General features: G+C 63.8%; 17 protein-coding genes and 2 tRNA genes. 11 read left to right on the top strand and 8 right to left on the bottom strand.

The features are described 5' to 3' along the window. The first annotated feature begins 91 nt into the window (after positions 1–91). The 7 genes from SR858_RS27190 to ahpF all read left to right on the top strand — a co-directional run bounded on the left by SR858_RS27190 (position 92) and on the right by ahpF (position 10,114). Positions 92–301, top strand: coding sequence for a VF530 family protein (locus tag SR858_RS27190; RefSeq protein WP_019924568.1), 210 nt, complete (start codon positions 92–94; stop codon positions 299–301). A gap of 17 nt (positions 302–318) precedes the next feature. After that, positions 319–663, top strand: coding sequence for a DUF4404 family protein (locus SR858_RS27195; RefSeq protein ID WP_019924567.1), 345 nt, complete (start codon positions 319–321; stop codon positions 661–663). A gap of 249 nt (positions 664–912) precedes the next feature. Beyond that, complete coding sequence (locus tag SR858_RS27200; RefSeq protein WP_026637784.1) at positions 913–3,291, top strand: YgiQ family radical SAM protein; 2,379 nt, start codon at positions 913–915, stop codon at positions 3,289–3,291. Between the two features lie 169 nt (positions 3,292–3,460). Continuing rightward, positions 3,461–4,954, top strand: coding sequence for an RCC1 domain-containing protein (locus tag SR858_RS27205; RefSeq protein ID WP_019924565.1), 1,494 nt, complete (start codon positions 3,461–3,463; stop codon positions 4,952–4,954). A 24-nt stretch (positions 4,955–4,978) separates the two neighbouring features. Next, the gene (locus tag SR858_RS27210) at positions 4,979–7,756 is read left to right on the top strand and encodes an EAL domain-containing protein (protein ID WP_322534192.1); all 2,778 of its coding nucleotides are present in this window, start codon (positions 4,979–4,981) and stop codon (positions 7,754–7,756) included. Positions 7,757–7,856: 100 nt separating this feature from the next. Continuing rightward, complete coding sequence (gene ahpC / locus SR858_RS27215; protein ID WP_019924563.1) at positions 7,857–8,420, top strand: alkyl hydroperoxide reductase subunit C; 564 nt, start codon at positions 7,857–7,859, stop codon at positions 8,418–8,420. Positions 8,421–8,518: 98 nt separating this feature from the next. Continuing rightward, positions 8,519–10,114, top strand: a complete 1,596-nt coding sequence (gene ahpF / locus SR858_RS27220) for an alkyl hydroperoxide reductase subunit F (protein WP_019924562.1) — start codon at positions 8,519–8,521, stop codon at positions 10,112–10,114. 168 nt (positions 10,115–10,282) lie between these two features. On the opposite strand, the gene SR858_RS27225 is transcribed toward ahpF, so the two are convergent. The 6 genes from SR858_RS27225 to SR858_RS27250 all read right to left on the bottom strand — a co-directional run bounded on the left by SR858_RS27225 (position 10,283) and on the right by SR858_RS27250 (position 14,105). Continuing rightward, on the bottom strand, positions 10,283–11,407 hold the full coding sequence (locus tag SR858_RS27225; protein WP_019924561.1) for an AI-2E family transporter: 1,125 nt from the start codon (positions 11,405–11,407) through the stop codon (positions 10,283–10,285). After that, positions 11,404–11,883, bottom strand: a complete 480-nt coding sequence (locus tag SR858_RS27230; protein WP_019924560.1) for a cyclic nucleotide-binding domain-containing protein — start codon at positions 11,881–11,883, stop codon at positions 11,404–11,406. Before SR858_RS27230 ends, SR858_RS27225 begins: the two co-directional genes overlap by 4 nt. Before the next feature lie 125 nt (positions 11,884–12,008). Continuing rightward, the gene (locus tag SR858_RS27235; protein ID WP_019924559.1) at positions 12,009–12,626 is read right to left on the bottom strand and encodes an ABC transporter ATP-binding protein; all 618 of its coding nucleotides are present in this window, start codon (positions 12,624–12,626) and stop codon (positions 12,009–12,011) included. Beyond that, the gene (locus SR858_RS27240; RefSeq protein WP_019924558.1) at positions 12,617–13,849 is read right to left on the bottom strand and encodes a hypothetical protein; all 1,233 of its coding nucleotides are present in this window, start codon (positions 13,847–13,849) and stop codon (positions 12,617–12,619) included. Before SR858_RS27240 ends, SR858_RS27235 begins: the two co-directional genes overlap by 10 nt. 83 nt (positions 13,850–13,932) lie before the next feature. Further along, a tRNA-Asp gene (locus tag SR858_RS27245) sits at positions 13,933–14,009 on the bottom strand. Positions 14,010–14,029: 20 nt separating this feature from the next. Further along, a tRNA-Val gene (locus SR858_RS27250) sits at positions 14,030–14,105 on the bottom strand. Between the two features lie 154 nt (positions 14,106–14,259). Here SR858_RS27250 and SR858_RS27255 point away from each other — a divergent pair. From SR858_RS27255 to SR858_RS27265, 3 genes are all read left to right on the top strand, one after another. Continuing rightward, positions 14,260–15,540, top strand: a complete 1,281-nt coding sequence (locus SR858_RS27255) for an MFS transporter (RefSeq protein ID WP_040378185.1) — start codon at positions 14,260–14,262, stop codon at positions 15,538–15,540. A 61-nt stretch (positions 15,541–15,601) separates the two neighbouring features. Further along, positions 15,602–16,753 (top strand): DNA polymerase IV, encoded by a 1,152-nt coding sequence (dinB, locus tag SR858_RS27260; protein WP_026637781.1) that lies wholly within the window; start codon positions 15,602–15,604, stop codon positions 16,751–16,753. Positions 16,754–16,826: 73 nt separating this feature from the next. Further along, positions 16,827–17,723 carry a recombination-associated protein RdgC gene (locus SR858_RS27265; protein ID WP_019924555.1) on the top strand — a complete coding sequence of 299 codons (897 nt, stop codon included), beginning with the start codon at positions 16,827–16,829 and terminating at the stop codon, positions 17,721–17,723. Between the two features lie 124 nt (positions 17,724–17,847). Here SR858_RS27265 and SR858_RS27270 read toward each other — a convergent pair whose 3' ends face one another. Beyond that, entirely contained in the window at positions 17,848–18,333 is a 486-nt protein-coding gene (locus tag SR858_RS27270; RefSeq protein WP_019924554.1) for an asparaginase domain-containing protein, read from the bottom strand. A gap of 159 nt (positions 18,334–18,492) precedes the next feature. On the opposite strand from SR858_RS27270, the gene SR858_RS27275 reads away from it, so the two are divergent. After that, complete coding sequence (locus SR858_RS27275) at positions 18,493–19,251, top strand: hypothetical protein (RefSeq protein WP_019924553.1); 759 nt, start codon at positions 18,493–18,495, stop codon at positions 19,249–19,251. Positions 19,252–19,368: 117 nt separating this feature from the next. Here the strand turns inward: SR858_RS27275 and SR858_RS27280 are convergent, their stop codons facing one another. Continuing rightward, entirely contained in the window at positions 19,369–20,376 is a 1,008-nt protein-coding gene (locus tag SR858_RS27280) for a D-2-hydroxyacid dehydrogenase family protein (protein ID WP_026637780.1), read from the bottom strand. Positions 20,377–20,492 lie beyond the last annotated feature (116 nt).

Raw genomic sequence — 20,492 nt, forward strand, 5'->3', positions numbered from 1 at the left:
GGGCAAGATTGCTGCAGGCGCTCGCGGTGCGGGAAGATCGGGCGATTTATGTCAGAATGGGGCCTGATAGCCTATGACGAGTATGAACAACATGAGTAACGATTTACACGGCGTCACGCTCGAAGCGATGGTGACGCGCTTGCAGGCGCATTACGGTTGGGACCAGCTGGGTCGCAAGATCGACATCAACTGCTTTATCAGCGATCCGAGCATCAAGTCCAGCCTGAAGTTCCTGCGCCGCACGCCGTGGGCAAGAACCCAGGTGGAAGAACTGTATCAAGCCACCAAGTTTGCCGATTGAATAACAAGGACATAGACATGGACAACCATCTCAAAGCATCACTGCAAGACCTGCAAGGCAAGCTGGCCACGGCCGGCCCCGTGGACGAAGAACTGAAAAGCCTGCTGCTGCGCCTCGATGGCGACATCCAGTCGCTGCTGGCGCGCCGCCAGGGCCTGGGCATGGCGGCGGCCTCGCCAGCGGTGGCCGGCGTGGCCACCGTGCCGGCCGCCATCAACCCGGTGCCGGACGTCGAAGAGAGCACCACGTTCGGCCTGGCCGAGCGTACCCAGGAGATCTCGGCCAGGTTCGCAGCCCAGCATCCGACGCTGGAGCCGGCTTTGCGCGAGCTCGGGCGTATTTTGTCCAATATGGGCATTTGAAACCCGCACGGCCAGGCCGGGGTCGGACCCGTAAGGGGGCCGACCCCACGTGGCGCGGCATGTGTATCGCTGCACGTGGTTAACGGGTTTTTCGTTCAAGTGATTGAAAAGTAAAGATTTTTTCTCGCGCACGATGAGCGGGAGACAGGCATTTCCGGTACAATGCCGTCCGATATGATCTCCCCTACCAATTTATTTGCGACCGTTCCCAAGCGGTCTGCCCGCGCTGCCGTTGCGCCTTTCCTGCCGATGTCCCGCGCGGAGATGGACGCGCTCGGCTGGGACGAGTGTGACGTCATCCTGATCACCGGCGACGCCTACATCGACCACCCGAGCTTTGGCATGGCCCTGGTCGGCCGCCTGCTCGAAGCGCAAGGCTTCCGGGTCGGCATTATTTCGCAGCCGGACTGGCATTCGGCCGACGCCTTCCGCGCGCTCGGCAAGCCGCGCCTGTACTTTGGCGTTACCGCCGGCAATATGGATTCGATGGTCAACCGCTACACGGCCGACCGCAAGATCCGCTCCGACGATGCCTACACCGCCAACGGCGAACCGAACAAACGCCCGGACCGCGCGGTCACCGTGTACGCCCAGCGTTCGCGCGAGGCGTATCCGGGCATCCCGGTCGTGATCGGCTCGATCGAGGCGTCGCTGCGCCGCATCGCCCACTACGATTACTGGTCCGACAAGGTGCGCCGTTCGGTGCTGCTCGATTCCAAGGCCGACCTGCTGATCTTCGGCAACGCCGAACGGGCGCTGGTGGACCTCACCCACCGCATGGCCGCCGGCGAAGACATCAAGGGCATCCGCGACCTGCGCGGCACCGCCTTCCTGGTGCCGGGCGGCTGGCTGCCGAGCGACGAGTGGGGCGTGCACAACAGCACCCGCATGGACACGCCAGGCAAGATCGATCCGCCGATCGACCCCTACATGATGGTGCAGCAAAACACGTCGTCGTGCGCGACCGACAATGCGCCCAAGGCTGCCGATGGCGCCGAGGTGAACGAGGCGATGGTCGAGCCGAAGGCGGTGGTGGAAGCTGCCCCGGCTCCGGCCCCTGCGGCCGCGCCCGCCGGCGGCGTGGTCAAGACCATCCGCTTCATGAGCCGCGAAGACCGCCTGGCCATGGAAAAGGAAAAGCATACCAAGACCGTGGTGCGGCTGCCGTCGTTCGAGACCGTCAGCGAAGACCCGGTGATGTACGCACACGCGTCGCGCGTGTTCCACCTGGAATCGAACCCCGGCAACGCCCGCGCCATGGTGCAGGCCCACGGCGAGCGCGACGTGTGGATCAATCCGCCGCCGCTGCCGCTGCGCATGGACGAGATGGACGGCGTGTACGACATGAACTACGCGCGCGCACCGCACCCGTTCTACGGCAAGGCCCGCATCCCGGCCTGGGAAATGATCCGTTTTTCAGTCAACATCATGCGCGGCTGCTTTGGCGGCTGCACCTTCTGCTCGATCACCGAGCACGAGGGCCGCATCATCCAGAGCCGTTCGGAACCGTCGATCCTGCGCGAGATCGAACACATCCGCGACAAGACCAAGGGCTTTACCGGCACCATTTCCGACCTGGGCGGTCCTACCGCCAATATGTACCGCCTCGCGTGTAAAGATCCGAAAATCGAGGAAACCTGCCGCCGCCTGTCGTGCGTGTACCCGTCGATCTGCGTCAATCTCGGCACCGACCACAGCAAACTGATCTCGCTGTACCGCAAGGCACGGGCGATTCCGGGCGTCAAAAAAATCCTGATCAGCTCGGGCCTGCGCTACGACATCGCCGTGCGTTCGCCGGAATATGTGAAAGAACTGGTCACGCACCACGTCGGTGGCCTGCTCAAGATCGCGCCGGAGCACACGGAAGAAAACACGCTGTCGAAGATGATGAAGCCGGGCATCGGCGCCTACGACGAGTTCAAGGAAATGTTCGAGCGCTTCTCGCTGGAAGCCGGCAAGAAACAGTACCTGATCCCGTACTTCATCGCCGCCCACCCGGGCACGACGGACTTGGACATGCTGAACCTGGCGCTGTGGCTGAAGAAAAACAACTTCAAGCTCGACCAGGTGCAGACCTTCATGCCCACGCCGATGGCCATGGCCACCACCATGTACCACTCGCGCAAGAACCCGCTGCGCAAGGTGACGGCCGACTCGGAAGTGGTGGAAACGGCCCGCAGCGGCAAGATCCGCCGCACCCACAAGGCGTTCCTGCGCTACCAGGACCCGGAAAACTGGCCGATCCTGCGCGAAGCGCTGGTGGCGCTCGGCCGTGCCGACTTGATCGGCAATGGCGAGAAGCATTTGATTCCGGCCTGGTCGGCAGGCGAAGCCAACAGCAAGCCGAATACCGATGGCCGCCGTGGCCCGGCGTCGGCGTTGCCGATACCCGGTACCGCCAAGGGCGCCCGGGGTGGCAAGTCCGGCATTGTTGCGGGCAATGCTCCGCAACAGCCAGGCCAGCGCGCCAATGCACTGACCGGTTCGCTGACGGCGCGCCAGACCGTGGAAACCAAGGTGCGCGCGTCGATACTCGACACCATCAAGGTCAAGAAGGCGGCACCGCCGCCAGCCAAGGGTGGCAAGCCGGCGCGTGGCGCAGCACCGCCGCCACGCGGCCGCAAGTAACTAGCCAAACCGAAGTAAATTGAAAGCAGGCACCGTCACCGGTGCCTGCTTTTTTTATGTGTTGCGTAATTGCGCCAACAGCGTAATTACCCTGTGAAAAGCAGCCTGCTCGGTTGATACCACCCCCCTTATACGGGCTACACTGGTGCAAACCTTTCCCAGGACTAACATGAAAAACTTCGCTTCCCCCTCCCTGTGGCTGGCGCCGCTGTTTGCCTTGTTCGCCGTGCTGCTGTCCGCCTGCGGTGGCGGCGGGGGCGGCGGTGACAGCGGCGGCACCACCACGCCAGCCGTGGTCACCTTGCGCAGCATTGCCATCACCGCGCCCTCGACCACGCTGATCGTGGGCGGCGCCACCCAGACCTACACCGCTACCGGCACTTATACCGACGGCACCACCAAGGCGCTCACGGGCCTGACCTGGTCCACCAAGTCCGGCGGCTCCACCGTGGTGCAGGTGACCAGCGCCGGCATCGTCAGCGGCCGGTCGATCGGTACCGACAGCGTCATCGCCACCCAGCCAGCGACCGGTACCGTGGCGGCCGTGTCCGGTTCCGTCGATGTGACCTCGATCGCACCGTGGACCCAGGTAGCGGCCGGCGGCAACCAGACCATCGCCCTCAAGACCGACGGCAGGCTCTACAGCTGGGGCCTGAACATCCAGGGCCAGCTTGGCGACGGCACCAATACGCTGCGCAACACCCCGGTCACCGTGGCCGGCAACAGCACCATCTGGAAACAGGTGGCCGTGGGCGACAGCTTTGCCGTGGCCATCCGCACCGACGGTACTTTGTGGGCGTGGGGTAACAACCTGTTTGGCCAGCTGGGCCAGGGCGACCAGGTACCGCGTACCGTTCCCACCCAGGTCGGCACTGCCAAGAACTGGACTTACGTGGCAGTGGGCAAGTCGCACGTGGTGGCGCTGAGCACGGCGACCGCCACTACCGGCACGCCGGTCGTCTCGCTGTGGGTGTGGGGTAACAACTATGCCAGCCAGCTCGGTGATGGCAAGACCGTCGATCTGCTGGTGCCCACGCGTCTCGGCACCGACAGCTGGCTGGCGGTGGCGGCGGGCGACGCCCACACCATTGCCATCAAGCGCAGCGACCAGAGCCTGTGGACCTGGGGCGACAACACCTACGGCCAGCTGGGCAACGGCACGACCGGCACCAAGGTGGGCGTGCCCACCCAGGTCGGCACTGCCAACTGGTCGGCGGTGGCGGCCGGCAGCCGGCACTCGCTGGCGATACGCAATGACGACGGCGTGCTGTTCGCCTGGGGCGCCGGCGAGAGCGGCCAGGTGGGCAACAACAGTACCAGCCTGCAATCGTCGCCCACCCAGGTCAGCGACGCCAGCGCGCGCTGGACCCAGGTAGCGGGCGGCGTCAGCCATTCGATCGGCGTGCGCAACGATGGCACGCTGTGGACCTGGGGCCGTGGCGTCGAGGGACAACTGGGCCAGACCGTGGCCAGCAGCCTGATGCCATTGCAGGTTGGCAGCCTGAGAACGTGGAAGGCCGTCGCAGCCGGCGCCAACCACAGCGCCGCCTTGCAAACCGATGGCAACAACCTGAGCCTGTGGACCTGGGGCCTGAACACCGACGGCCAACTGGGTAACGGCACCAATGCCACTGCCACTGCGCCGGTGCAGATTGCCTACTAGGGACCGCCGGCCGGGCTGCGCTTGTTGAACTATCTTCCTTACCGGCTGGCCGCGCTGTTATTACTGGCGCTGGCCTGCACGCCGGCAACGGCGCTGGAGCGCGTCACGCTCCAGCTCAAGCACACCCATCAATTCCAGTTTGCCGGCTATTACGCCGCGCTCGAGCAGGGCTTTTACCGCGAAGCCGGGCTCGACGTGCGCATCCTCGATGCCTCCGACAGCAGCCAGGCCGAGCGCGACGTGGTGTCCGGCAAGGCCGAGTATGGCGTCGGCAGCAGCAGCCTGTTGCTGGCGCGCTTGTCGGGGCGGCCAGTGGTGGTGCTGGGCGTGATCTTGCAGCATTCCGCGTTTGCGCTGGCCACGCCGCAAGTGCCGGGCCAGCCGCCCGACCTGCAACGGCTGCGCGGCCAGCGCGTGATGCTCGGCACCCAGGCCAGCGGCATGGGCAACGCCGACGAACTGCTGGCCTACCTGGTCAAGCAGGGCGTGCCGGCCGACAGTTACGAGCGGCTCGAACCCAGCTACGATCCGCGCGACCTGATCGACGGCAGGATCGCCGCCATGGGCGTGTACACCACCAACGAGCCCGATGTCTTCGACCGCGCCGGCTTTGCCTACGACTTGCACACGCCGCGCTCGGTCGGTATCGATTTCTACGGCGACAACCTGTTTACCAGCGAGCGTGAACTGGCCGCCAATCCGGCCCGGGTGCGGGCGTTCCGCGCGGCCAGCCTGCGCGGCTGGCAATGGGCGATGAGCCACCACGAGGAAACGGTGGACCTGATCCTCAACAAGTACTCGCGCCGCAACGACCGCGAACACCTGCTGTACGAGGCGCGCCAGATGGTGGCGCTGGTGCAGCCGGTGCTGGTCGAGATCGGCTACATGAATCCCGAACGCTGGCGCCATATCGCCGACGTCTACGCCAGCCTGGGCATGCTGCCGGCCGGGGTCCGGTTCGACGGCTTTCTGTACGATCCGGACAACCGCAAGACCGCACTGTGGCTGTACCGCGTGCTCGGTGCGGTGCTGGTGCTGGTGGTGGTGGCAGGCGCGGTGCATTTCAGTCTGCTGGCGCGCGAGCGGCGCCGTTCGAGGGCTGCAATCCGCCAGGGCGAGCAGCGCTTCCGCACCATGTTCGAAGCCTCGCCGCTGGGCATGGCGCTGGTCGACTCAAACACCTATGCCTACCGCGACGTCAATGCCCGCTACCTCGAGATCCTGGGCCGGCCGCTGGCCGAACTGCACAGCCAGAAGTGGCTCGACCTGGCCCACCCCGACGACATCGCCCAGTGCAAGGCGCAGATGGGCCAGCTCACGGCCGGTCGCATCGGCGCTTTCAAATCGACCATCCGGGTGTTCCGGCCCGACGGTGTGCTGGCCTGGATCGACATGTCGGTCACCGCCATCGATACCGTGGCCGAGGCCGGCGGCCACCCGCACCACCTGTGCATGATCGAGGATGTCACGGCCGACAAGCAGCGCGAGGCGCTGATCTGGCAGCAGGCCAACTTCGACCCGCTCACGCAACTGCCCAACCGCCGCATGCTGCTCGACCGCCTGAAGACCGACGTCATCCGCGCCCAGCGCGACCGCACGCGGCTGGCCATCCTGTTCATCGACCTCGACCATTTCAAGGAAGTCAACGACACGCTGGGCCACCAGCACGGCGACATCCTGCTGGTGGACGCTGCGCGCCGTATCGGTGCCTGCGTGCGCAAGTCGGACACGGTGGCGCGCCTGGGCGGCGACGAATTCACGGTGGTGCTCTCCGAGCTCGACAGTACCGACCGGGTGGCGCACATCGCCCAGCAAATCATCGACAGCCTGCGCGCGCCGTTCGCGCTGGGGCAGGAACAGGCGTTCGTGTCGGCCAGTATCGGCATCACCCTGTACCCGGACGACGCGCTCGACATCGACGACCTGCTCAAGCACGCCGACCAGGCCATGTACGCGGCCAAGAACGCCGGCCGCAACCGCTACGCCTATTTCACGCCGGCGCTGCAGGTGGCCGCGCTCAACCGCATGCGCCTGACCAACGACCTGCGCGGTGCGGTCAAGGGCCAGCAGCTGGCGCTGTACTTCCAGCCCATTGTCCACCTGGCCACCGGGCGCATCCACAAGGCCGAGGCGCTGGTACGCTGGCAGCACCCGCTGCGCGGCATGGTCAGTCCGTGCGAGTTCATCCCGCTGGCCGAGGCCAGCGGCTTGATCCTCGAGATCGGCCAGTGGGTGTTCCACGAGGCGGCCGGCTGGGCGCAGCGCTGGCGCGCCGAGGTCGATCAGGCATTCCAGATCAGCATCAACCAGTCGCCGCTGGAGTTCCAGCGCGAGGGCGTCGGGTATGACGACTGGTTGCGCCACCTGCGCACGCTGGGCCTGCCCGGGCAGGCGCTGGTGGTGGAAATCACCGAGGGCCTGCTGCTCGACGCCAACACAACCGTCAGCGACAAGCTGCTGCAATTGCGCGACGCCGGCATCCAGGTGGCGCTCGACGATTTCGGCACCGGTTATTCATCGCTGTCGTATCTGAAAAAATTCGATATCGATTATCTGAAAATCGATAAATCGTTTACGCGCAACCTGGCGCCAAGCTCGAGCGACATGGCGCTGTCCGAGGCGATCATCGTCATGGCCCACAAACTGGGCCTGAAGGTGATTGCCGAGGGCGTGGAAACGCCGGAGCAGCGCGACCTGCTGGCGCATGCCGGCTGCGACTATGGCCAGGGCTACCTGTTTGCCAAGCCGATGCCGGCTACCGATTTCGACGCCTTGCTGCGCGCCCAAGCCGACCAGTCATAGTCAAAACAAATCGATTCTATTGCAACAATCAATTTTGCAAATGGCGGAAAAGGCGATACACTGGCGTCTCAATGATTCACAACCCAACGAGGAAATCACAATGTCCCTGATCAATACCCAAATCAAGCCATTCAATGCCACCGCTTATGTTGACGGTAAATTCATCGAAGTCAGCGACGAATCCCTGAAAGGCAAGTGGGCCGTCCTGATGTTCTACCCAGCCGACTTCACCTTCGTGTGCCCAACCGAACTGGAAGATCTGGCCGAGCAACAACCTGAATTCGCCAAGCTGGGCGTGGACGTGTACGGCGTATCGACCGACACCCACTTCGCTCACAAGGCATGGCACGACACCTCGGACGCCATCAAGAAAGTGAACTACCCACTGATCGGCGACCCAACCGGCAAACTGTCGCGTAACTTCGAAGTGATGATCGAAGAAGAAGGCCTGGCACTGCGCGGCACCTTCGTGATCAATCCGGAAGGCCAGATCAAGGTCATGGAAGTGCACGACAACGGCATCGGCCGCGACGCATCGGAACTGCTGCGCAAAGTCAAGGCAGCGAAATACGTTGCCGAGCACCCAGGCCAGGTTTGCCCAGCCAAATGGACCGAAGGCGCAGCAACCCTGACCCCATCGCTGGACCTGGTCGGCAAGATCTAAGTCTTGAACGACAAAGCAATAAACAAGTAGTTACCGCGATGCCGGACCGGGCGTCCGGCCCGGCATACGCCTAAATATTTGTAAAGGAAGAAAAAATCATGTTAGACGCAACCCTCAAATCGCAACTGAAATCCTACTTGGAAAAAGTGGTGTATCCGCTTGAGCTGGTCGCTTCTCTCGATGACAGCGCCAAAGCCCGCGAGATGAAAGAACTGCTCCTCGACATCGCCGAGTTGAGCGACAAGATCACGCTGGTGGAACGCGTCGATGCAGGCGTGCGCCTGCCATCCTTCAGTATCAACCGTACCGGCACCGAGATCGGCGTGCGTTTTGCCGCGATCCCGATGGGCCACGAATTCACCTCGCTGGTGCTGGCGCTGCTGCAAGTGGGCGGCCACACCATCAAGTTCGACGACGCCACGATCGAGCAGATCCGCAATCTCGACGGCGATTACGAATTTGAAACGTTCATGTCGCTGACCTGCCATAACTGCCCGGATGTGGTGCAGGCACTGAACGCCATGTCGGTGATTAACCCGCGCATCAAGGTCACCACCATCGACGGCGGCGTGTTCCCGAAAGAAGTGGAAGAGCGCCAAATCATGGCCGTGCCGATGATGTTCCTGAACGGCCAGCACTTCGGCCAGGGCCGCACCAATGTCGAGGAAATCCTCGCCAAGCTCGATACCAATGCCGGCGTGCGCCAGGCGGCCGAGCTGAGCAAAAAAGACGTGTTCGACGTGCTGATCGTCGGCGGCGGTCCTGCCGGCGCGGCAGCAGCGATTTACGCTGCCCGCAAAGGCATCAACACCGGCGTATTGGCCGAGCGTTTCGGCGGCCAGGTGCTCGACACCATGGCGATTGAAAACTTCATTTCTATCAAGGAAACCGACGGCCCGAAATTTGCCGTGGCGCTGGAACAGCACGTCAAGTCGTATGACGTCGACATCATGAACACCCAGCGCGCCGCCAAACTGGTGCCAGGCGCCAAGCTGGTGGAAGTGCAGACCGCCAGCGGCGCGGTACTGAAAGCCAAAACCGTGATCCTGGCCACCGGCGCCCGCTGGAGGGAGATCAACGTGCCGGGCGAAAAGGAATACCGCAACAAGGGTGTTGCCTACTGCCCGCACTGCGACGGTCCTTTGTTCAAGGGCAAGCGCGTAGCGGTGATCGGCGGCGGCAACTCGGGCGTGGAAGCGGCGATCGACCTGGCCGGCCTGGTCAAGCACGTCACGCTGATCGAATACGGCGCAGAACTGCGCGCCGACGCGGTGCTGCAACGCAAGCTGCGCAGCCTGCCGAACGTGACGGTGATCGTCTCGGCGCAAACGACCGAAGTGCACGGCGACGGCAAGATCGTCAACGGCCTGTCGTACAACGACCGCGTGTCGGGCGAAGCGAAGAAGATCGAGCTGGAAGGCGTATTCGTGCAGATCGGCCTGGTGCCGAACACCGAGTGGCTCAAGGGCACGGTGTCCTTGTCGCGCCACGGCGAGATCGAAGTGGACGCTCGCGGCCAGACCTCGATCCCCGGCGTGTTCGCTGCCGGCGACGTCACCACGGTACCGTACAAGCAGATCATCATCGCCACCGGCGAAGGCGCCAAAGCCGCGCTGTCGGCCTTCGATCACCTTATCCGTTCGGATATCGAGGTGGTGGAAGAGTCGGCCGAGAAGCACGCGCTGACCGCTTAATTCTCACCCGCACCACGGAAAGCCCGGTCAGTTCGCTGACCGGGCTTTTTTTGTGGCTTCTTCAAGCTTCACTTCGGGGTCCACTTCGGGGTCAGTGCCGACATTCGGACACGAACTAAGCCATACGGCTGTTGGGCCCGTGTCCAAATGTCGGCACTGACCCCGAAGTTAAACGAGGTCGATGCTGGCCTGCCGCGTGCGCAGGTGGATGGCGTTGCTGTGGCGGGCGCGCAGGCGCGGGTCGGTGATCAGGCGGCCCAGGGTTTCGCCGATGACCATGACCACGCCCAGCAGCGGCAGCACCAGCATCAGGCCGGCAATGCCGGCCACCGAGCCGCCGATGAAGATCATCAGGACCGTGATCAGCGGATGCATGTGCAGGCTGCGGCCCAGCGTGAGCGGCATGAACACGAAGTCGTCGAGCAGGCGCACGAAGATGAACACGCCGATCGCCAGGTAAGCCACCATCGGGTTGTTGGGGGCGTCGGTGGACGCCACCATTACCACCAGCATGCAGCCGACGATGGAGCCCACGTACGGCACCCACGCCAGCACCGCCGCCATAAAGCCCAGCAGCAGCGGCGACGAGACCCCGATCGCCCACAGGCCCAGCGCCAGCACGGCCGTGTCGAGAATGGTGAGCTTGAGCAGGCCCTGGAAGTAGCGGTACGCGGTCTGGTGCACCTCGTGCAGCAGGAACAGGGTGCGCTCGAAAAATGCGTTCGGCACCGCGCGCGCCAGAAATTTCTTGAAACGCGTGCCATCGCGCAGGAAGAAGAACGTCAGGAACGGTGCCAGCAGCAGCGACGGCAGCCATGCCGCCACCGAGACCAGGATGTCGGTCAGGTGCTTCTGCACGAAGCCGCCGGTAAACGACGTCAGGCGGTTGTTGATGTTGCGTGCGAACTTGACCTGCTTGAGAAACGGGAACTGCTGCTCCAGTGCCTGCGTGGTGTGGCGCACGAAATCGAGCCCGCCGGCCAGGTACACGGACAAGGTATGCTGCCACGATTCCGACGGCGCCGAGCGCCACAGCATGATCAGGAACACGACCAGTCCCACGACCAGCACGAACAGCAGCCCCACCAGCAGCGCGGCCACGCTGTGGCTAAAGCCCATGCGCAGCAGCTTGCGCATGGGCGGCAGCAGGATGTAGTACAGCACGATGCCTAGCAGGAACGGGATCGCCAGAAACAGCATCTGCTGCAGCAGGAACAGCAGCGTGCAGGTGGCGACCACGATGCCGATCCAGACGACCGGACCGGCGCGCTGATGGGTGGCCAGTACGCTCATAACACTTCGGTGCGCGAGGCGCCCACCATCCATTCGCGCAGGCGGCCGCCCAGGTGGCGCGCCAGGGCCAGCGCGATCTTGTAGCCGATGACGGCATCGGTTTCCATCAGGCCCATGAAGTCGCCACGGAAGAACACGGCCAGCTCGCAATTGTCGATGGCGCGCGTTTGGGCGTTGCGCGGGGCGTTGTCGAGCAAGGCCATGTCGCCGAAGAAGTCGCCCGGTTCCAGCTCGGCCACCAGTTCGCGGCCGCCATGGTGCAGGCGGCTGATCAGCACCCGGCCGGAGATGACCAGGTATAGCGCCTGGCCTTCCTCGCCCTCGTCGAAAATGATTTCATCGGCCAGGTAGCGGCGCTCATGGATCAGGCCATCGATCGATTGCAGTTCGAGCGGCGTGAGCGTGTTGAACAGCGGCGAGGCCTTGAGCTGCAACAGCCGCGGCGACAGGGTGGGGGACTTGAGGAAACCGAACATCGGGACAAACTCCGCTAGCGAACTGAAGGCAAGCCACCATTGTCGCCGGTTTGCCGCATTGTTTGTCATTCTGGCAGTGTCTCGAGTGAAATATTTTAGCGATGTAGTACACCGCGCCACAGCCGTTACAACTGCAGCGTGCACGCCAGCGGCAGTTCCGGTTCCAGGTGGCTGGTGAGCACGATGCACTGGCGCGCCAGCCGTGCGGGATCGGCCAGTTGGCGGCGCAGGCAGGCCATCGCATCGGCATCGAGGCCGTTGAACGGTTCGTCGATCAGCAACAGGCGCACCGGCAGCGCCAGGGCCAGTGCCAGTTGCACCTTCTTGTGCTGGCCCAGCGACAGCGTGGTCAGTGGCTGCTCGAGCGCGCCGCCCAGGTGCAGCGCCTGCACCTGCGCATCGAGCAGCGCGGCGTCGGTGGCCGGGTACAGCGACAGGTGCAGGTCCAGCAGTTCGCGCACGGTCAACCACGGGAGTTGCGGCAGGTCGCCACCGCAGTAAAACGCCTGCAGGCGATAGGCCAGTGGTTGCTGCACGATGTCGATGCCGTCGAGGCGGATGCTGCCGCCGTGCGCATCGAGCGCGCCGCCAGCCAGCTTCAATAACGTGGTCTTGCCGGCGCCGTTTTCGCCGCGCAGCCAGGTCACACCGGTACCCAGTTGCAGATCGAAGTTGCGAAACAGCGCGCGGGCCGGGTGGTTGAAATTCAGTTGTTCGATGGTCAGCACGGCGGTCAGTTCCATAATTCGCTTCCGATGGCGGTGAGTATGAGGATGGCGCCGATGACCAGCGCCACCCGGCCGCGCGCAGTGAGCGTGCGCAGCCCGACGATGGCCAGTTGCGCCACGCCGGCGCAGGCCAGCCAGACCAGCGCCACGGTGTGGCTCACGCCATGGCTAATGGCGCCAGCTGCACCCGCGCTCATGCGCGCCTCCACCGCATGGCCTGCAGCACCAGCAGCACCAGCAAGATTGACAGCGCCAGTACCAGCAGCAGCGGCGACAGGAACGTCAGCACCAGCAGCGAGCACCAGCGCCGCGAAGCACGCCATCACTACCGCGCCCGGCAACAAGGCCGCCACGATCGCGCTGACAAACAGGCGTTCCATCGACAGCGGCCATTGGGCCACCACCGGGCGCAGGCGCGCGATCTGTTCCGCCACGGCCTTGTCACCGCGATCGGTCAGCAGTATCAACAGCATGGCGGTGCCGGCGCCCCACACGGCTGGCGGCATCCAGGCCACCAGCGGCGGGCGCCACAGCCACAGGCCAAGGCTGAGCAAGGCGCCGAGAAAGAGGCAGGTCTGCTGGATGCCGACCACGCTTTCGCCGCGCCAGCATGGCAGCCAGAACAACTGGCGCCAGTACGCCAGTGCAGGCAAGCGCGCCCGCGATGGCGCGGCGTAATGCGCCGGCGCCCTGGCCACGGCCACGGCAGCAGCACGCGGCGCACCGGGCCGGGCCCGCCGCATCAGCAGCACCGTCGCCAACACCCACCCCAGCAACAACGACAGCACCGCGCACGCCAGTGCCTGCGGCGCCACGGGCCGCAGCCAATCGGGCCACTGGTACCACCACACCGCGCACGATACCGCGTGCGCGAGCGCCACCGGTCCGACGATCAGGCCGGCGACCGACGCTTCCGCCTGCCACTGCTGGCGCGACGAGATGGGCAGCGCCCGGCTCCAGCGCGCCACGTCCAGCGGATGCAGGCGCTGGCGCAGCAGCCACACGGGTGCGGCCACCAGCAGTATTTGCGCGGCCAGCAGGCCAAGGGCCTCGAACCACGGCAGCGTGGGCGCCAGCAGCCCGGGCAGGGCGATGCACGCGAACAGGCCCAGCATGACGGGCGCGAAAGCGAGCAACACCATTTCAAGCGAGTTGACCACGCTGGCAATAAACTGCACCAGCGCCGCGCGCGCCAGGCGGCGGCGGAAGGACAGATAGGAATAGGGGAGCGTCTTCATCGGGTTCCAGCATATTGCCTGAAACTGATGCGGAAATGAATAAGGGCCCGAAGCGCATAACGCTTCGGGCCCTTAAGGAATGTTGGCGGAGTGGACGGGACTCGAACCCGCGACCCCCGGCGTGACAGGCCGGTATTCTAACCAACTGAACTACCACTCCATTCGTTTTTTAAGTTTTCCTGGTGGGTGCTGAGAGGCTCGAACTCCCGACCTACGCCTTGTAAGGGCGCCGCTCTACCAACTGAGCTAAGCACCCAGAAAACTTATCAGCGTTTGTCACAACTGCTGAACGAGGCCGTATTCTACAGGGGCGTTTCGCATGTCCGCAAGGGGTTTTATAAATTATTTAGAAAATTGCCGGGGAAGGCCCTATCATGGGCGCCGCCGCATTCACTACCGGGAATCCCATCATGTCCGACAATCCGCATGCCCACAACGCGCTGTACCGCCGCGTAAGCTGGCGCCTGATGCCGTTCCTGTTCCTGTGCTTCGTGGCGGCCTATCTCGACCGCGTCAACGTGGGCTTCGCCAAGTTGCAGATGCTGGCCGACCTGCGCTTTTCCGATACCGTCTATGGCGTCGGCGCCGGCATGTTTTTTATCGGCTATTTCCTTTTCGAGGTGCCGTCGAATTTGCTGATGACGCGCGCCGGCGCCCGCCTGTGGATCGCGCGCATCATGATCAGCTGGGGCCTGATCTCGTCGGCGATGATGTTCACCAACAGCGTGACCACCTTCTACGTGCTGCGCTTTCTGCTGGGCGCGGCCGAGGCGGGCTTCTTCCCCGGCATCATCCTGTACCTGACCTACTGGTACCCGGCGCACCGCCGCGCGCGCATGGTGGCGCTGTTCATGAGCGGCGTGGCGATTGCCGGCGTGGTGGGCGGCCCGCTGTCGGGCTGGATCATGAAGGCGTTCGATGGCGCGCATGGTTTGTCGGGCTGGCAGTGGCTGTTCCTGCTCGAAGGCATCCCGTCGGTGCTGCTCGGCATCTGGACGCTGTTCTACCTCGACGACGGCATCCGCGACGCCAAATGGTTGAGTGACGACGACAAGCGCGTGCTGGAAGCGGCCATCGCCGAGGACCGCGTGGGCCAGCAACACCTGCCGCTGGCGCAGGTGTTCAGGAGCGGCAAGGTATGGCTGCTGGCGCTGGTGTACTTCCTGTTCGTGATGGGCTTGTATGGCGTGAGCTTCTGGCTGCCGCAGCTGATCAAGAACAGCGGCGTGGCGGACGTGTTCCACATCGGCCTGCTCACTGCGATTCCATATTTTGTTGCTGCGGTGGTGATGGTGGCCGCTGCCCGCCACTCGGACCGCACCGGCGAACGCCGCTGGCACGCGGCCTGCGCCGGCGTGGCCGGTGCGCTGGGGCTGATCGTCGCCACCGCCTTCAGCGACAACACGGTGATCGCGCTGGCCGCCCTGAGCTTGGCCACGGCCGGCATCCTGTCCACGTTCCCGATTTTCTGGAGCCTGCCCACGGCCATGCTCGGCGGCGCGGCAGCGGCGGCGGGGATTGCGATGATCAATTCGCTGGGTAACCTGGCCGGTTTCGTCAGCCCGTACCTGGTGGGGGCGATCAAGGATGCGACCAGCAGCACGGCCAGCGGCATCTATCTGCTGGCGGCCAGCCTGGTGGCGGGGGCGGTGCTGGTCGTCGTTGCGGTGAAGGCACCCTCGGCACGATAGGGTTGCAGCCGCCGCTGTTTCCGTAGATACTGTATGTATTCACAGTAATCTTTGCAGCGGCATGGTTGAACCCCCACGACGGATCGCCCACCTCGACATGGATGCGTTTTTCGCGTCCGTGGAGTTGTTGCGCTACCCGGAACTGCGCGGTCAGCCGGTGGTGATCGGTGGACGCCACGCCACGCCGGTGTTGCTGGCCGATGGCAGCCACCAGTTCGCCCGCCTGCGCACTTACGTCGGACGCGGGGTGATCACCACTGCCACGTATGAAGCGCGGGCGTTTGGCGTCGGTTCCGCCATGGGCATGATGAAGGCGGCCAAGCTGGCGCCCGATGCGATTTTATTGCCCGCCAATTTCGAGGACTATCGCCACTATTCGCGGCTGTTCAAGCAGGCGGTGGCGGCGATTGCGCCGCAGATCGAGGATCGCGGCATCGACGAGATTTTTATCGACCTCACCGATGTGGAAGGCGAGACCGATGCACTGGCCGCGCGCATCAAGCAGGCCGTGTTCGACGCCACCGGGTTGACGTGCTCGATCGGCATCACGCCCAATAAACTGCTGTCGAAAATCTGCTCGGACTTGAACAAGCCCAACGGCATCACCATCCTTGGTTTCGATGATATTCCGGAGCGCATCTGGCCGCTCAATGTGCGCAAGGTGAACGGCATCGGCCCCAAGGCCACGGCCAAGCTGGCGTCGCTCGGCATCGAGACCATCGGCCAGCTGGCGCGGGCCGATCAAGGGATGCTACAGGATTACTTCGGTGCGCATTACGCATCCTGGCTGTCGCAAGCTGCCCACGGCATCGACCAGCGCGTGGTGGCCAACCGCACCATGAGTAAATCGATGAGCCGCGAAACCACGTTCGAGCGCGATTTGCACGCGCGCCAGGACCGCGAAACGCTGTCGGCCATCCTGGTCACCTTGTGCGACCGGCTGGCTGAAGACCTGAAACGCAAGGGTTACGTAAGCCGCACCATCAGCATCAAGCTGCGCTACGACGATTTCCAGATCGTCAGCCGCAACGTCACCGTGCCCGCGCCGGTGGCCGATGCGGCCGCCATCCTGCAGGCTGCGCGCGAGTGCCTCAAACGCGTGCCGCTGCAACGCAAGCTGCGCCTGCTCGGGGTGCGCGCCAGCACCCTCGAAGTACCGGGCGCAGCCGCGCACAAGCCGCTCCCCGTACAGGGCGACCTGTTCAGTTCATAAACGGTTCAGCGCCGCCATCACCGTGTAAAATGGCGCTCTTTTGGTACATTCAATTCAGGACAAGGCAACACTCATGTGGTTCAAGAATCTTCAGATTTATCGTCTGCCGGCCCCGTGGGCCTACACCCCCGAACAACTGGAAGCAGCGCTCGAACCGCACGCGTTTGTTCCTGCCAGCAGCAACGAACTGCTGCGCCAGGGCTGGGACAAGCCGCGTCCTAACGGCGGCCTGGTCCACGTGGTCAACAAGCAAATGCTGATCGTGCTGGGCACCGAGAAAAAACTGCTGCCGTCGAGCGTGATCAACCAGGTGGCCAAGGCCCGCGCCGCCGAGATGGAAGAAGCGCAAGGCTTTGCTCCGGGCAAAAAAGCCATGAAGGAATTGAAAGAACGCGTGGCCGACGAGCTGCTGCCGCGCGCCTTCTCGATCCGTGGCAATGTCTGGACCTGGATCGACCCGGTCAACGGCTGGCTGGTGGTCGATGCGGCCAGCCCGGCCAAGGCCGACGAAGTGATCAAGCTGCTGTTGAAAGCGGTCGATAAACTGCCGCTGGAAAGCCTGCGCGTGCAGCGCTCGCCGGTGGGCGTGATGACCGAATGGCTGCAAACGGACGAGGCGCCGGCCGGTTTCACGGTCGATATGGACACCGAGCTGCGCGCCACGGGCGAGAGCAAGGCTGCCGTGCGCTACGTGCGCCACACGCTGGAACCGGCCGAAGTGCGCCGTCACATCGAAGCGGGCAAGCAGTGCACCCGCCTGGCGCTGACGTGGGACAGCAAGATCTCGTTCGTGCTGACCGAATCGCTGGCGATCAAGAGCGTCAAGGCGCTGGACGTGCTGGCCGAGAAGGAATCGAGCACCCGCAACGATGAAGAGCGTTTTGACGGCGACTTCATGCTGATGACGGGCGAGCTTGCCAAGATGATGGCCGACGTGGTCGAAGCGTTGGGCGGCGAAGCCAAGGCTTAAAGCTTCATCGATGAACCCGGGGTTCTATGGATCCCTGCGTTCGCGGGGATGACGGCTCAAGTGCCAGCGGCTTAAAATCTGTCGTCCTCGCGCATGCGGGGACCCCATAGACAGCATGTTTTACCTACAACGGCTGGAACACCCCAGCCGCTTTGTTTTTCTGCACATTATCCCAGGCAAAAATCTTGCCGTTCATTGCCACGTACACGCCCGGCGGCTGGGTCTGCGCCACGGCGCAGGCAAAGCCGAGATTGAACATCGCATCCGAGTTCGCAATCGAATAGGGAATCATCGCGCCGGTCAGCACGATGGTCTGGCCCAGCTCGGCTGGTCCCAGCACGGCGGCCGTTTGCGGCATGGTGTCGGTACCGTGGATGATGACGATCGCCTTTTCGGTGGCGGCGCGGCACGCGGCCAGGATGCGTTCGCGGTCGGCGTCGACCATGTCGAGCGAATCCATCAGCGGCAACTGTTCCAGCGCCACGTCCACCGTCAGGCGGCAACGCTCGAGCAGGGCGGGCACATGGCTGTCCGCGAAGCCCAGGGTGCCGTTCAGTTCGTTGTAGTGTTTGTCGAAAGTGCCGCCGGTGGCGAGGATGCGCAGGGTCATGGTGAAAGCTCGGTTCAGTAAAAATGATCTGCATCATAACCCAAACCGCTGCGCAAAAAGAATCCGGAAGCCGCCGTCTTCGCACTGGAAATATCGGCGTACTATGCCTATATTGTCTGTTTGCGGGCCCCTCCTGAGGCCCCTGTTCGTGGATAGTCTATGAAAGCACTTGCACCCGGAACTGTCATTTTTCACCGCCATCGCGGCTATGGCGTGATCACGGCCGTCAACTTGCTGACCGGCTGGATTTCCGCGCGCTTCGGCAGCGAAGCGCGCACGCTCGACCTCAATTTATCGACCGACGCCGTGCAGTACGCCGATGGCGAAGCGATCCTGTTCCGCCGCGCGCCGCCCGACCGCATGCCCCACGCGCGGCTGATGGCCGTGGTGCGCGCGCTGCACCAGGCCGGCTATCAGAAACTGTATTTGTATGCGTGGCCCAAGCCGTCCGGCCTGCACTGGCGCTGGCACCTGTTCACCGGCAAGCGCGACTGGATGCAGCGCTCGTGGCGCGAAGGCTGGTACGGCTCCGGCGCCGACTACAACAGCAATCCCGTGATGGGGTGGGGCGACAACCCGGGCGCCTCCACCGAGGAGCTGATCCACGCGCTGGCCAAATTCGACCCGCAAGGACTGGCGCAGGCACTGGGCCGCGACGACGACCACACCGCCTGGTTCGCCAGCGTGTGCGACGCGCTGCTGCCCGGCTATATGTACAGCCTGGACATGCAACGTCCCGCAGGCGCACCGCTGATCGACATGCCGCCGGTGCCGGTGGTCCCGGTGCGCGCTACCTTGCCGCCGTACAGCGGCCCGGACATCACCTGGCCGCCCGGCTGGGCCGGCTTGTGGAGCAAGGTGCATGTGATGCCTGCGCCGCGTGTCAATCTGACCGGCCTGCCGGAAGAAACCGATTGAGAACTGTCCCGGTAGCGAGGGCGCAGCAAAGAAGCACGACACGTCCTGCGTTGACGAGCAACGCCGGCCCCGCTGCCGGGGCATGCAAGCGGCGCTTTGTGCACCACCGGGCTGAAACTAAGGCGACAGTTTGCGCGCGTTGTGCTGGAAATCGGGATTGTTGATCGCATCGAACTTTCCGGCCGCGAAATCGACGATGTTCTGGAATGCATGGCGGAAGTACAGCTCATAGCTGTCCTGCTCCACGTAACCGAGGTGCGGCGTGGCCAGCACGGTCGGAATGCGCAGCAGCGCGCTGGTTGGCGCCAGCGGTTCCGATTCGAATACGTCGAGCGCTGCATAGCCGGGCCGGCCTTGTGTCAGCGCTTGTTCCAGCGCGCCGGTGGCCACCAGCTCGGCGCGGCTGGTGTTGACGAACAGCGCCGTTGGCTGCATGCGCGCCAGGTCGGCAGCGGTGACGATGCCACGGGTGGCGTCGTTCAGGCGCAGGTGCACGCTGAGCACATCGGCCTCGGCAAAAAACGCCTCGCGTGACGCGGCGGCCGCGTAGCCATCGGCCACTGCCTTGTTGCGGCTGGTCTCGCTGCCCCACACCACCACCTGCATGCCGAATGCGCGGCCATAGCCGGCCACCAGCTGGCCGATCTTGCCATAGCCCCAGATACCGAGCTTGCGGCCCTTGAGCACGAAGCCCAGGCCGTTCAATTGCGGATTGACGGAAGCGGTTTGCCACAGTCCGTCGCGCAGGTTGTTCGCGTACGGCACGATCTTGCGCGCTGCCGCCATGATCAGGGCCCAGGTCAGCTCGGCCGGTGCGGTGGGGGAGCCGACACCCTCGGCAATCGCGATGCCCAGCTCGGTCGCGGCCGCCACATCGACATGGCCGGCCAGCTTGCCGGTCTGCGAAATGAGTTTCAGATTGGGCAGCTTGGCCAGCAGCGCACGGTTGAGTGCAGTGCGTTCGCGGATCAGCACCAAGGCATCGAACGGCGCCAGGCGGATTGCCAGCTGGCCGAGGCCGCGTGTTGTATTGTTGAACACTTTTACCTCGTGTCCGTTCAATATCTGATAACTTTTTATTCCGGAGCTCGCGTTCTGGTAATCATCAAGTATGGCGATTTTCATGTCAGTTAACCGATCTTAGGTTGAAATTCGTAGCGGAATAACGGGCGCTGCAAAAAGCTGAATAGCTTACTACTTTAGTCAACAATTTCTCCTACATTTCTGTTGAATCGTGGGGC

Origin of the sequence: Duganella zoogloeoides, assembly GCF_034479515.1 — a bacterium.
Taxonomy (GTDB): Bacteria; Pseudomonadota; Gammaproteobacteria; order Burkholderiales; family Burkholderiaceae_D; genus Rugamonas; species Rugamonas zoogloeoides.